Source organism: Actinomadura flavalba DSM 45200 (assembly GCF_000374305.1).
In the GTDB taxonomy this organism is placed as follows: Bacteria; Actinomycetota; Actinomycetes; order Streptosporangiales; family Streptosporangiaceae; genus Spirillospora; species Spirillospora flavalba.
The window spans coordinates 1042954-1055733 of the sequence record NZ_KB894093.1 but is presented as its reverse complement, the minus strand read 5'-3'; the positions used below and the strand labels follow the sequence as shown (position 1 = coordinate 1055733).

The following is a 12780-nucleotide window of genomic DNA, read 5'->3' as shown; positions in this document are numbered from 1 at the left end:
CCGAAGGCGAGCCAGTCCCCGCCGATCCGCAGAGACGTCAGCGCACGACCAGGCGTACTACCGATGCAGAGCGCCCAAGGCGTACACGCTTACATCGAGGTCGCCCATCCCAAGGTCGTCTACCGCGAGAAGCGCAGATCATCGGCCACATCGACGCATGGCTCCTGACCGCGTTCGCGCCCGACCGCATCGACGCGACCCTCAAAAGCCATGACCGAGCAGATCCAGCCCGCCGAGAACCCCGCAAGGACCCAACTGCACCGGCAGATCGCCGCGTGTAAGCGCCCTCGACGCAGGAGCCGACCCGGTGCAGGTGGCCGGATGGATCAACGAGACCGAGGCCGAACGCAGCCAGCTAGAAGCCCGGCTGCAAGAAGCACCACAGACGCACGCCGTCAACGCCGACGCGATTCACGCGGCTCTGAAGAAGACCGACGAACTCGCCCGCGCGGTCGTGCGGGCTCACCCCAATGACAAGGCCGACCTGTACCGGGAACTGGGGCTGACGATGACCTACCACCCCGACAAAAAACTAGTGGAGGCCAAGGTGAACCCGGCCTCCACATGTACAGATGGTGTGTGTCCGAGGGGGGACTTGAACCCCCATGCCCCGTAAAGGGCACTAGCACCTCAAGCTAGCGCGTCTGCCTATTCCGCCACCCGGACGTGGGTGTGTGCCGCTTTGGTAGGCGGCAGCGGGTTCACCATACCAAAGGTCGGGAGGTGCGGCGAAGTCGATCGAGGGGGCACCATGGCGGGGTACCGGTCGGGTGGAGTGAGGGTGAGGGTTGTGGGCGCTGAGGACGAGGTCGTGCGGCTCTGTCAGGAGCTGATCCGGATCGACACGAGCAACCCCGGGGATCACTCCGGGCCGGGGGAGCGGGTCGCGGCGGAGTACGTCGCGGCGCAGCTCGAGGAGGTCGGGGTCCGGGCGCGGCTCTTCGAGAGCCACCCGGGGCGGACCAGCGTCGTCGCGCGGATCGAGGGCGAGGACCCGACGCGCGACGCGCTGCTGCTGCACGGGCACCTCGACGTCGTGCCCGCCCGCGCCGAGGACTGGACGCGCGACCCGTTCGGCGGCGAGATCGCCGACGGGTGCGTGTGGGGGCGCGGCGCCGTCGACATGAAGGACATGGACGCGATGATCCTCGCCGTCCTCCGGGACCGGATGCGGGAGGGCCGCCGGCCGCCGCGCGACGTCGTGCTCGCGTTCCTCGCCGACGAGGAGGCCGGCGGGTCCTGGGGCGCGAAGTGGCTCGTCGACGAGCATCCCGAGCTGTTCGAGGGGTGCACCGAGGCGGTCGGCGAGGTCGGCGGGTTCAGCCTCACCGTGCCGGGCGACCGGCGGATGTACCTCATCGAGACGGCGGAGAAGGGCATCGCGTGGATGAACCTCACCGCCAAGGGCACGGCCGGGCACGGGTCGATGGTGCATCCCGACAATGCGGTCACGGCGCTGGCGGCGGCGGTCGGGCGGCTCGGGTCGCACGAGTTCCCGGTGCGGCTGACCAAGACGGTGCGGGCCTTCCTGGAGCGGGTCTGCCTCGCGTACGGGATCGAGTTCGACCCGGAGAACCCCGAGCGGGCGCTCGCGGAGATCGGTCCGATGGCGCGGATGATCGGCGCGACGCTGAAGAACACGCTCAACCCGACGCGCCTCGATGCCGGATACAAGACGAATGTCATCCCGCAGGGGGCGACGGCTCAGGTCGACGGACGTTTCCTTCCCGGTCATGAGGCCGAATTCTTCACGGTTGTGGACGATCTGCTCGGTCCGGACGTCGAGCGTGATTTCGTCTATTACGACCAGGCGCTGGAGACCGAGTACGAAGGCGCCCTCGTCGCGGCGATGGAGGCGTCGCTGCTCAGCGAGGACCCGGGGGCGCTGCCCGTCCCGTACTGCCTGAGCGGCGGCACGGACGCCAAGCACTTCGCCCGGCTCGGGATGCGCTGCTACGGTTTCGCCCCGCTGCGGCTTCCCCCGGAATTGGACTTTTCCGGAATGTTCCACGGGGTCGACGAGCGTGTTCCCGTCGACGGTCTGCGCTTCGGTGCGCGTGTCCTGGACCGCTTCCTCGACCGTTCCTGAATTCGTCCCCGCATTTGGCGTCGCGGAGGTGTTCCGTGATGCTACCGTCACCTTCTGTGAGGGGTTGATGACTCCCTCATGGCGTTCAGGCGATGGGCGGGAGTGGTCCGATGGCGTTCGCGGCGGTGGCCGGGGCGGTTCTCGCCCCGCTGCGCCGTGACGCCGTCCATCGCGTCCTTGTTCTCGGCGGCCTGTGCTTGGCCGCCTGGCTGATCGGAACCACGTCCGCGCACGCCGACGAGCCTCGTCCTCACGCCGGTAGCGCCCTTGCGACGGGACGAGTGGCCGCCGCGCCGTCGTCGTCGGGTCTTGACCGGCCGCCGTTCCCGGCTCGCGGTGTGCGGGCTCCTGCCCTGCCGTCCGACGGGCCGTCGGTGACACGCGCCCCCGCACTCGCCACGCACGCGCCGCCTTCCGCTGGTGCGTCGTCTCCGCTGAAGAACGCCGGTCTCGAAACCTCGCCGATAGCGGACTTTGCGCCCCATGCGACGACGGCCCTCGGCGAAGTGGCGACACGGGTGGAGAACGCCCGTTCATGGGCTCCCTCGCGGGCGTCACGGCAAAGCGGCGGCCTGCTCGCCGGGGAGCCGCCGTCTGCGGAGGGCGGGCTGCCGACGCCCCGCCCGACGAGGCCCGCGTCCGCACCGGTCGCCGCCGTGCCGTCGTCCTTCGACGAGTCGCCTTCCGTGATGGCCGCCCACACGCCGCCAGCCCTCCGGGAAATCGACCCGCTGCCCCGTGCGGGGGCTCATGCGACGCTCATTTTGCGGGAATTTGACGTGCTGTCATCTCTTGCGTCGCGCTCGATGGAGGGGGATGACGTGCTTTCCCTCGTCGGGGCGCTGCCTTCGATGCGGCAGGTCGTCGGGCTGCCGCCGGGCGCCGGGGTGCTGGCCCGTTCGGGCGGGCAGCCGGGCAAATCCGTCCGGCGGGAGCCGTCCACCGTCTCCGCGAACCGGCCGGATGTGCGGCTCCCGGAGAGTAATTCGGCGTGGTCCGCTGTCCCGGCGCCCGGCATCTCGGTGGAGCCCGGCGAGGCGGCATCGTCCGGCGGTGTGGGCGGTGAGCGTGTTGGTGCGGACGCGTCACGCCCGGTTTCGCAGACTTCGGTGCTGCGTCAAGCGGGCACGGTCGTCTCGGCGTCCGGCCCGGCGGCGCCCGGTGGTGTCGGTGCCCCTTCGATCCTTCGTGCGGGCATGCTCCCGTCGCCGTACGGCTTCGTGGCGCGTGTCCTCGGAACGCTGCCTCCGGCCGTCCGCTCTGCTGCGGACGAGCCGTCCTTCGCGCCTGACTAGGGCACCTCCGCGTCGTCGGCCCGTGCGGTTCGGCCTGGCGACGCCTCTCCCTGCCGCCTTCTGAGGGCGGTATGTCCCCGGGACGGCACGCCTGCCCGCCGCCCGCATCTCTTCCGACTGAGGAGCATCATGCGTCCATGGATCTCCGGCACCGCGCGTGCCACGTTTCTGACGGCCGGTTTCGTCGCGCTCGGCGCGGCGATCGTGCCGGCCGGAGCCCTCGCTGACACGTCCGGCGAGCACGGCGTCCTTGCCGGAAACCGGCACAACGCCCCCGTCTCCGCGCCGGTCAACATCAGCGGCAACAGCGTGGGCGACGCCAAACCCCAGTCCCCGGGCGGCGCCGACGACCACCACCCGCACGCCACGCCTGAGCGCGCCGCCTGGCCTGGAGCCTCCCGCCATCGCACACAGGACTGCGCGCCGCACCAGCAGGCGTCTGGCGAGCGCGGCGTACTGTCCGGCAACCGCGCGCTCGCCCCGATCGGCGCGTCGGTGGATGCGTGCGGCAACGCGGGCGCCGTCGCGGGTCTCGCGGGCGTCGGCTGTGCGGGCGGCGCGGCCGTCAGGAACAGCGACGACGGCAAGTACCGCAAGCGCACCGCCGCACGTAACGCGCCCGCCGTCGCGCTTCCGGCGCTGCGCGGCCTGTCGGCGGTTTCTGGCCACGCGGCGACGCCGCCCACGGGCTCTGGCGAGCAAGGTGCGATGCCGGTGCCTGCCCTCCTGGACGACGACCCCGGGCTCTCGCCGGACCGCCCCGACGTGCCCGTCGAGGAGTTGCCGTTCACGAGCTGGCTCGTCGATACCGCGCAGCGCCAGGAGGCCACTGCGATCGCCCACCCGCCCCTCCTGGCCCGAGACAAGACTCCGCGCCCCGAGCTGCCGCCCCTGGACGACTCCGTCCTTCCCTACACCACGCCCATCCCAGCCCTACTGGACACGCCCGGCCGTACCGCCCCGGACCGGCGCGCGAATCCCGTGCCGGGCGTGGACGTTCCGTTGCCGAAGGTGTTCCCGCTCAGTGCCGTGGGTCTGCGGCGGGCGGACGGTGTCGCGGCGAACAAGCGTGCTGACCCGGTGCCCGGCGTGGATGTGCCGCTGCCGAAGGTGTTCCCGTTGAGCGCCGTGGGCCTTCGGCGGGCGGGTTTGGCGTCGAACGAGCGCACGGGGCCTGTGCCTGGCGTGGATGTGCCGCTGCCGAGGGTGTTTCCGTTGAGTGCTGTGGGGTTGCGCCGGGCCAGCGTGGCGTCGAACGAGCGTATGGGGCCTGTGCCGGGTGTGGATGTGCCGTTGCCGGAGGTGTTTCCGTTGAGTGCCGTGGGGTTGCGGCGGGCGGAGGGCGTTGCGGGGGCGGCGAATGAGCGGGCCGCTGCCAGTAGCCTGCGGCGGTCCGAGGGCGGGGTGTTGCCGGATCGGGTCGGTGGGCTGGTGTTCGCCAGTGGTCGGGAGCTGCCGGTGAGTGGGCCCGGCGTGCCGCTGTACGTGGTGGAAGAGGTCGTTGTGCCCTCGGCGGGGGTCGTGTCGCAGGGGCGGGGGGACGGGCTGCCTTCGTTCGGTACCGGGCGGGTGGCGGTGTTCGACGCGGGTTCGCTTCCGCTGGGCGTTCAGCGGACGATGCCGGGCCTCGGCGGTCCCGCGTCGCACACGCGCGCCGCGTCGGGCGGTGCGGCCGGGGTTCCGGACGCGGCGCCTCGCGGCGGTCGTCTCGACGCCGTGCGCGTCGCCGCCGCCGAGCCGCTGGAGGTGGCCGAGCGCGGGACGGCATGGGCGCTGGTGGCCGTCGCCGCGATGGGCGTGCTGTCGGTGGCGTCGGGGCTCGTGCGCCGCCGGTTCAGCCGCCGGTGATCTGTGCCCGCGCCCGGTGGCGGCGCGGGCTCGTGAACGCTTTGCCCGTCCCGGGAGCGCGGCCCGGGGCGGGCAAAGCCTCTTCGGCGCCAGCGAAAAGACTCACTAACGGTCAGTGAGCCGGTACGTGGTGCTACGCTCCGGTCCGGAGCCCTCAGAACGTGCGCACCTGACGAATGATCTTGCGGCGTAGTTGGATTCTGCGGCTACCGTCGGGGTAGAGGCGCAAGCGATCGAGTTCCCAGCCACCGTGTTCGGCGTGCTCGGTCATGATCTGCCGGGCGGTGTCGCGAGTGGTGCCGCGAGGCAGACGCAGGACGAGGTAGGTGTACTCCACCATCGCGACCATTATGACGTGCCCCGCCGGGCGATGTCCGGCACAGTGGCCGAGGTCTGCGACACCGGTGGGGACATGTCATCCTGTCCAGGCGCGGTAGGAATGCGGCGCCCGCCCAAGGGGGACGGGTGTGAGCGCAACGTGCACGAAGACCAGACAGCGAGGTTGGAGCGACTGTGCCAGCCAAGAACGGCACTGCGAAGCCCGGCGCGTCGGCCGGTGGAGGCACCCGTCTGGTGATCGTCGAGTCGCCGGCGAAGGCGAAGACGATCGCCGGGTACCTGGGCCGCGGATACGTCGTGGAGTCCAGTATCGGCCACATCCGGGACCTTCCCGGGAGTGCCGCCGAGGTACCGGCGAGGTACAAGGGTGAGTCGTGGGCGAAACTCGGCGTGAACGTCGAGCACGACTTCGAGCCCCTGTACGTCGTCAACGCGGACAAGAGGACTCAGGTCACCAAGCTGAAGAAGCTGCTGGCCGAGGCCGACGAGCTCTACCTCGCGACGGACGAGGACCGGGAGGGCGAGGCGATCGCCTGGCACCTCCAGGAGGTCCTCAAGCCGAAGGTCCCCGTCCACCGGATGACCTTCAACGAGATCACCAAGGACGCGATCCAGGCCGCCGCCGCGAACCCCCGCGAACTGAACCTGCGCCTGGTCGACGCGCAGGAGACCCGCCGCATCCTGGACCGGCTCTACGGGTACGAGGTCAGCCCCGTCCTGTGGAAGAAGGTCATGCCGAAGCTGTCGGCGGGCCGGGTGCAGTCGGTGGCGACGCGGCTGGTGGTGCAGCGCGAGCGCGCCCGCATCGCGTTCGTCCCGGCGCACTACTGGGACATCGCGGCCGAGTTCGACACCGGCAAGCCGGAGGAGCCGACGGCGTTCAAGGCCGGGCTCAACGCCGTGGACGGCAAGCGCGTCGCGCAGGGCCGCGACTTCGCGTCGGACGGCACCCTGAAGACCGCCGACGTCCTGCACCTGGACGAGGAGGCCGCGCGGGGCCTGGCGACCCGCCTCGACGGCCGCCCGTTCGAGGTGACGTCGGTCGAGAGCAAGCCGTACACGCGCAAGCCGTACCCGCCGTTCCGCACGACGACGCTTCAGCAGGAGGCCAGCCGCAAGCTGGGCTACTCCGCGAAGTACACGATGTCGGTGGCGCAGAAGCTGTACGAGAACGGCTTCATCACCTACATGCGAACCGACTCCACGACGCTGTCGGAGACGGCCGTGAACGCGGCGCGGCGGCAGGCGGCGACGCTGTTCGGCGGCGAGTACGTTCCGGACAAGCCTCGCGTCTACGCCTCGAAGGTGAAGAACGCGCAGGAGGCGCACGAGGCGGTGCGTCCGGCGGGAGAGAGCTTCCGCACGCCCGGCGAGACCGGCCTCACCGGTGACCAGTTCCGCCTCTACGAGCTGATCTGGAAGCGCACGATCGCCTCGCAGATGAAGGACGCGGCGGGCCGTTCGGTGTCGATCCGGGTGACGGGCGTTTCCACGCGGGACGAGCGCGCCGAGTTCACCGCGACCGGCAAGACGATCACGTTCCACGGCTTCCTCAAGGCGTACGTGGAGAGCGCGGACGACCCGTCGACCGACCGCGACGACGCCGAGCGCCGGCTGCCGAACCTCACCGAGGGCGACCCGCTGACGGCGCGGTCGGTCGAGGCCGAGGGGCACTCGACGCGCCCGCCCGCGCGGTACACCGAGGCCAGCCTGGTCAAGGAGCTGGAGGAGCGGGAGATCGGGCGTCCGTCGACGTACGCCTCGATCATCGGCACCATCCTCGACCGCGGCTACGTGTTCAAGAAGGGCACGGCGCTGGTGCCGTCCTTCCTGGCGTTCGCGGTGACGAACCTGCTGGAGCAGCACTTCGGCAACCTCGTCGACTACGACTTCACCGCGCACATGGAGGACGGTCTCGACGAGATCGCGCGCGGCGAGGCCGAGCGGGTCCGCTGGCTGACGCGGTTCTACTTCGGCGAGGACGGCGACGAGGGGCTCAAGGAGCTCGTCGGCGACATCGGCGACATCGACGCCAAGGGCATCAGCTCGTTCCCGATCAAGGACAGCGACATCATGGTCCGGGTGGGGCGCTACGGGCCCTACCTCGACCGGGACGGCGAGCGCGTCAACATCCCCGAGGACGTCGCGCCCGACGAGCTGGACGCGGCGAAGGCCGAGGAGCTGTTCGCGCAGCCGACGGGCGACCGCGACCTCGGGACCGACCCGGAGACCGGGCACCTGATCGTGGCGAAGTCGGGCCGGTTCGGCCCGTACGTCACCGAGGTGCTGCCCGAGCCTCCCGCCCCGGCCGACGGCGAGAAGAAGAAGCGCACGAAGAAGGCGGAGGCCAAGCCGCGCACGGGGTCGCTGTTCAAGTCGATGTCGCTGGACACGGTCACGCTCGACGACGCGCTGAAGCTGCTGTCGCTGCCGCGCACGCTCGGTGAGCTGGACGGCGAGCCCGTCACCGCGCAGAACGGGCGGTTCGGTCCCTACATCAAGCGGGGCACGGACAGCCGCTCGCTCGGCTCGGAGGACGAGCTGTTCACGGTCACGCTGGAGCAGGCCAAGGAACTGTTCGCGCAGCCGAAGCAGCGCGGCCGGGGCCGGGCGGCCGCGGCGCCGCCGCTGCGTGAGCTGGGCGACGACCCGTCCAGCGGGAAGCCGGTCGTGGTGAAGGAGGGCCGGTTCGGGCCGTACGTCACCGACGGCGAGACCAACGCGAGCCTGCGCAAGGGCGACGAGGTCGAGTCGATCACGATCCAGCGGGCGGCGGAACTGCTCGTGGAGCGGCGCGAGAAGGTGGCGGCCGGCGGCGGGAAGAAGACGACGACGCGGAAGCGGACGTCCGCGAAGTCGGGCTCCAAATGACAATCCCGCCGATACTCTGACCGACATGACCAGAACGGACGGGCCGCACCCCGCAGCGGCGCCCCCGGGCGTCTCCCTCCGCAGGTTCCAGGCCGCACTTTCGCTGTCCAGTCTCGGCCATTGGCTGAGCGTCCCGGCGCTCGTCGCGTCGGCCGCCGTCCTGACCCGGGACGACGGCCTCGCGACGGGCGCGCAGGCGATAGCGCTGGTCCTGGTGCTGTCGCTGCTCCCGGCACTGGTGCTGACGCCGGTGCTGAGCGGGCTTGCGGCCCGCGCCGACCGCCGGACCGTGCTCATCGCGGCCGACTTGGCGCGGCTTGTTCTGATCGTGACCGTCCCGCTGGTGGGCGCGCTGCCGTGGACCGCCGCCGTGGCGTTCCTGGCGGGGTGCCTCGCGCTGCTCTGGACGCCCGCGCTGACCTCCACGGCTCCGCTGCTAGCCACGTCCGTCACCCCGAAGGACGCCCCGGGCGGCGGCACCGCGCGCACGCACGCCGCCGGTCAGGCGCCGGGCTACCACGCGACGCTCCCGATCGACGGCCGCGCGACGTCCCGAGACGACGCGTCCGGTGGACGGTCGCGGCAGGTGGGGACGCCCGGCGGGGGCACCACGCCCGGCGGGGCGGCCGGACGGGTCGGCCACGGACCGCAGGGCGGCCCGGCGTTCGGGCCTGGGGGCCAGGGCGCCGGAGACCAGGGCACGCAGGGAGGACCGGCGTCTGGCGGCTTCGCGGGGCAGGGGCCGCAGGGAGCCGAGGCCACCCGCGCGTTCGGGCGGCCCGAAGCGGCGGGCTCCGCAGGCGGTCCGGCGACGCGGGGCGCGGGGCTCGCGGGCGGCGGACGTGACGCGGCCGCGTGGGAGGCGGGCCAGCGCGTCGCGCTGCGCTGCGTCTACGGCGCCGCCCCGGTCGCGGCCGTCCTCTTCGCCGTGCTCGCGTTGATCGCGGACGCCTCGTTCGGCGTCTCCGCGCGCGCCGACCTCGCTCTGTATGTGACGGCGGCGGTGTTCGCCGTCGCCGCCATCGTGACGTTCACGCTTGGCGATCTGCCCGGCGGCGCGGAGCACGTCCCCGCCCCGCTGGCCCTGCTCGTCCGGGACCGCTCCGCCGCCGCGCTCGCTGTCGCCGGTGCGGTGCTCGCCGGTGGCGCGGTGTTCGCGCTGGCCCGCGTCTACGCCGGGGACCTCGGCGGCGGCGACGCCGGGTACGGCGCGATCCTGGCGGGACTCGCCGTGGGTGCGGGCATCGGCCTGTTCGAGGGGCCAAGGGTTCTGGTGGTGTTCAGCCGCCCCCGGCTGCTGGGCCTGTCGGTGATCGGGGCCGCGCTGCTGCTCGTCGTGCTCGCGCTGGTGCGGAACCTGGTGGTCGTGGTGTTCGTCGCGGCGTTCCTGGGCGTGGCGGCCGGTGTCGCGGGCGCGACGGCGCGTTCGCTGGCCGCGAGCGCCCCCGGGCGGCTGCGCGCCGCCGCGCTGGTCGCGGCGCTGCTCGCGGCGGCGGTGCTGCCGCCGCTGGCGGGTGCGCTCGGCGGACGCCGGGTGCGGATCGGCGGTGCCGTCTACGACGTGCCCGGCGCGTCGATCGCGCTGCTGGTCGCGGCGCTCGTCGCGCTGGTGCTGGGGCTCGTCGCCTACCGGCGGCTGGACGACCGGCGGGGCGTTCCGCTGCTGCCCGACCTGTCGGCGGCGCTGCGCGGCGAGAAGTACACGCTGCCACTGGAGGCGCCGGAGACCCCGGCCCGGCCCGCCGAGCGCGGTGTGTTCGTCGCGTTCGAGGGCGGCGAGGGCGCGGGCAAGACCACGCAGGCGCGGCTCGCGGCGATCTGGTTGCGCGACCACGGCTATGACGTCGTCACGACCCACGAGCCCGGCGCCACGAAGATCGGGATGCGGCTGCGCGCCATGCTGCTCGACCGTGAGACGACCGGGCTGTCGTCGCGCGCGGAGACGCTGCTGTACGCGGCCGACCGCGCGGACCACGTCGCGAACGTGGTGCGGCCCGCGATGGAGCGCGGCGCGATCGTCGTCACCGACCGGTACGTGGACTCGTCGCTGGCCTACCAGGGCTTCGGACGGCGCCAGCCAGTGGCCGAGATCGCCTCGGTCAACGCGTGGGCGACGGGCGACCTCGTGCCGGACCTGACGGTGCTGCTGGAGGTGCCGCCGGAGACGGGACTGAACCGCCTGTCGGCACCGGCGGACCGGCTGGAGTCCGAGCCGGCCGAGTTCCACGAGCGCGTCCGCGAGGGATTCCGCGCTCTGGCGGACGCCGAGCCGGACCGCTATCTCGTCCTGGACGCGCGCCGCCCGCAGGCCGAGCTGAGCCGCGAGATCCACGACCGCATCCGCGCCATCCTCCCCGACCCGGTTCCCGCCGGTACCGAGGACGCCACGAGCACCTTCCCCGCGATCCGCGACTGACCCCGGACGTTCCGGAGCGCGGCTAGCCTTGGGGCCATGAGCGTGTGGAACGACCTGGTCGGCCAGGAGCCGGTGGTCGAGGGGCTGCGGGCGGCCGTGCAAGCCGGTGTGCCCGCGCACGCCTGGCTGTTCACCGGGCCGCCCGGGTCGGGACGGTCCGCCGCGGCGCGGGCGTTCGCGGCGGCGTTGCAGTGCCGCGAGAAGCCTGCGGGCTGCGGGCACTGCGCGTCCTGCCACCAGGTGCTCCAGGGGACGCACGCCGACGTCGAGGTGATCCGCCCGGCGGGACTGTCGTTCGGCGTCAAGCAGACGCGCGAGCTGGTGCTGCGGGCGGCGTCGTCGCCGAGCGGCGGGAACTGGCAGATCGTGCTGTTCGAGGACGCCGACCGCGCGACCGAGGCGGCGGCGAACGCGCTGCTGAAGGCGATCGAGGAGCCGCCGCCGCGGACGGTGTGGCTGCTGTGCACGCCCTCGCCCGAGGACATGCTCGTCACGATCCGCTCGCGATGCCGGCTGGTGACGCTGCGCACGCCGCCCGTCGCGGCCATCGCCGACGCGCTCGTCCAGCGGGACGGGGTGGACCGGGAGACCGCCGAGGTGACGGCCCGTGCCGCACAGGGGCACGTCAGCCGGGCACGGCGCCTGGCGACGGACGAGGACGCGCGGCGCCGCCGCGACGAGGTGCTGGCGCTGCCGCGCCGCCTGACCTCGGTCGGCCCGGCCGTGCACGCGGCGGAGAAGCTGGTGAAGGCGGCCGAGGCGGAGGCGAAGGCCGTCACCGAGGAACTGAACGAGTCGGAGACGGCGGCGATGCGGCAGGCGCTCGGGGAGAGCGCGAAGGGCCGGATGCCGCGTGGCACGGCGGGCGCCATGAAGGAGCTGGAGGACCGGCAGAAGTCGCGCGCGACGCGGGTGAAGCGCGACGCGCTCGACCGCGCCCTGCTCGACCTCGCCTCCTACTACCGGGACGTGCTCGCCCTCCAGCTCGGCTCTCCGGGCGAGCCGGTCAACGTGCCGCTGGGGGCCGAACTGCGCGCGGCGGCCCGCGACGGCACGCCGGAGGCGACGCTGCGCCGCCTGGACGCGATCATGGAGTGCCGCGAGCGGGTGGACGCGAACGTCAACCCCCTGCTGGCCGTCGAGTCCCTGACGCTCGCGCTGCGCACGCGCTGATCGGCTGAACCGGGTGGAGATGGCCGCCATGGCGTCCTCCTGAGCTGGTCGGAATCCGTCCCCCCGATCCTGCGACGAACCGACCACGCTCCGCGAACCGAATCCGGGCCTGTGGATAACTTCACCGGTCGAGGAGTGAGGCGTCCGAGGCCAGGGCGCGGGCGGCGGCGGCGAAGTACGCCTCGTCCGCGTCGGGGGCGAGGCCGAGGACGACGCCTTGGGCGAGGCCGACGAGCAGCGCCCGGAGCGCCGTCGCCAGGTGCCGCGCCTGGTGCGGCGTGACGGCGGCCCCGCGATGCGCGCGCCCGGTGAGCAGCGCGACCAGGTGCTCCTCGTGCTCCCGGACGGACCCGGCGAGCCGGGCGCCGAGGCCGGGATCGCGGAGCGCGATGTCCTGGAGTCCGAGCTGGAGGGAGAGGCCGGAGCGCGCGCCGGGATCGTCGCACGTGCGCCGGTAGTGGCGGGCGAAGGCGTCGAGCGCGTCGAGCAGGCCGAGTTCGCCGGGGACGGCCCGTCCGATCTCGTCGTAATGCGGGCCGAGGTGATCGGTGACGAGGGCGGCGAGCAGCCCGTTCTTGCCGCCGAACAGCGAGTAGACGGCGCCGGTCGTGAGCCCGGCCTCCCCGGCGATCTCGTCGAGCCGGGCGCGGAAGCCGTCGCGGGAGACCACACGGGCGGCGGCGTCCAGCAGCGCGCGGCGGTTGCGCTCCTTGGCCTCGGCTCTTTTCATAATCAGATTACTACCATAA

At 72.6% G+C, this 12780-nt stretch carries 9 protein-coding genes and 1 tRNA gene; 7 read left to right on the top strand and 3 right to left on the bottom strand.

All coding sequences use genetic code 11. The features are described from left to right. Positions 1–307 precede the first annotated feature (307 nt). The gene (locus tag C229_RS34030) at positions 308–616 is read left to right on the top strand and encodes a hypothetical protein (protein ID WP_155884594.1); all 309 of its coding nucleotides are present in this window, start codon (positions 308–310) and stop codon (positions 614–616) included. Here C229_RS34030 and C229_RS0104720 read toward each other — a convergent pair. Further along, positions 581–666 (bottom strand) — tRNA-Leu (locus tag C229_RS0104720). The genes C229_RS34030 and C229_RS0104720 overlap by 36 nt on opposite strands. A gap of 85 nt (positions 667–751) precedes the next feature. Here C229_RS0104720 and C229_RS0104715 point away from each other — a divergent pair. The 3 genes from C229_RS0104715 (at position 752) to C229_RS0104705 (ending at position 5232) form a co-directional block, all read left to right on the top strand. Then, positions 752–2089 (top strand): M20/M25/M40 family metallo-hydrolase, encoded by a 1338-nt coding sequence (locus C229_RS0104715; RefSeq protein WP_051108861.1) that lies wholly within the window; start codon positions 752–754, stop codon positions 2087–2089. A 110-nt stretch (positions 2090–2199) separates the two neighbouring features. After that, positions 2200–3384 carry a hypothetical protein gene (locus C229_RS34025; RefSeq protein ID WP_155884593.1) on the top strand — a complete coding sequence of 395 codons (1185 nt, stop codon included), beginning with the start codon at positions 2200–2202 and terminating at the stop codon, positions 3382–3384. 129 nt (positions 3385–3513) lie between these two features. Beyond that, positions 3514–5232, top strand: coding sequence for a chaplin family protein (locus C229_RS0104705; protein WP_018653925.1), 1719 nt, complete (start codon positions 3514–3516; stop codon positions 5230–5232). Between the two features lie 154 nt (positions 5233–5386). Here C229_RS0104705 and C229_RS0104700 read toward each other — a convergent pair whose 3' ends face one another. Next, positions 5387–5572 carry a DUF5703 family protein gene (locus tag C229_RS0104700; protein WP_026313437.1) on the bottom strand — a complete coding sequence of 62 codons (186 nt, stop codon included), beginning with the start codon at positions 5570–5572 and terminating at the stop codon, positions 5387–5389. 173 nt (positions 5573–5745) lie between these two features. Between C229_RS0104700 and topA the strand changes: the two genes are divergently transcribed. Genes topA through C229_RS0104685 form a run of 3 tightly spaced genes read left to right on the top strand, consistent with a single transcriptional unit; the run spans position 5746 to position 12031 of the window. Continuing rightward, positions 5746–8442, top strand: a complete 2697-nt coding sequence (topA, locus tag C229_RS0104695) for a type I DNA topoisomerase (protein ID WP_026313436.1) — start codon at positions 5746–5748, stop codon at positions 8440–8442. A 25-nt stretch (positions 8443–8467) separates the two neighbouring features. Continuing rightward, a complete protein-coding gene (gene tmk / locus C229_RS34845; RefSeq protein WP_018653922.1) occupies positions 8468–10858 on the top strand; it encodes a dTMP kinase in 2391 nt (796 codons plus the stop codon). Between the two features lie 36 nt (positions 10859–10894). Further along, positions 10895–12031 carry a DNA polymerase III subunit delta' gene (locus C229_RS0104685; protein WP_018653921.1) on the top strand — a complete coding sequence of 379 codons (1137 nt, stop codon included), beginning with the start codon at positions 10895–10897 and terminating at the stop codon, positions 12029–12031. A 121-nt stretch (positions 12032–12152) separates the two neighbouring features. Here C229_RS0104685 and C229_RS0104680 read toward each other — a convergent pair whose 3' ends face one another. Further along, entirely contained in the window at positions 12153–12761 is a 609-nt protein-coding gene (locus C229_RS0104680; RefSeq protein WP_018653920.1) for a TetR/AcrR family transcriptional regulator, read from the bottom strand. Between the last annotated feature and the right edge of the window lie 19 nt (positions 12762–12780).

Excerpts from the sequence above, each read along its gene's own strand:
- C229_RS0104715 (WP_051108861.1), top strand. The coding sequence starts at position 752 with ATGGCGGGGTACCGGTCGGGTGGAGTGAGGGTGAGGGTTGTGGGCGCT.
- C229_RS34025 (WP_155884593.1), top strand. The coding sequence starts at position 2,200 with ATGGCGTTCGCGGCGGTGGCCGGGGCGGTTCTCGCCCCGCTGCGCCGT.
- C229_RS0104705 (WP_018653925.1), top strand. The coding sequence starts at position 3,514 with ATGCGTCCATGGATCTCCGGCACCGCGCGTGCCACGTTTCTGACGGCC.
- C229_RS0104700 (WP_026313437.1), bottom strand. The coding sequence starts at position 5,572 with ATGGTGGAGTACACCTACCTCGTCCTGCGTCTGCCTCGCGGCACCACT.
- tmk (WP_018653922.1), top strand. The coding sequence starts at position 8,468 with ATGACCAGAACGGACGGGCCGCACCCCGCAGCGGCGCCCCCGGGCGTC.
- C229_RS0104685 (WP_018653921.1), top strand. The coding sequence starts at position 10,895 with ATGAGCGTGTGGAACGACCTGGTCGGCCAGGAGCCGGTGGTCGAGGGG.
- C229_RS0104680 (WP_018653920.1), bottom strand. The coding sequence starts at position 12,761 with ATGAAAAGAGCCGAGGCCAAGGAGCGCAACCGCCGCGCGCTGCTGGAC.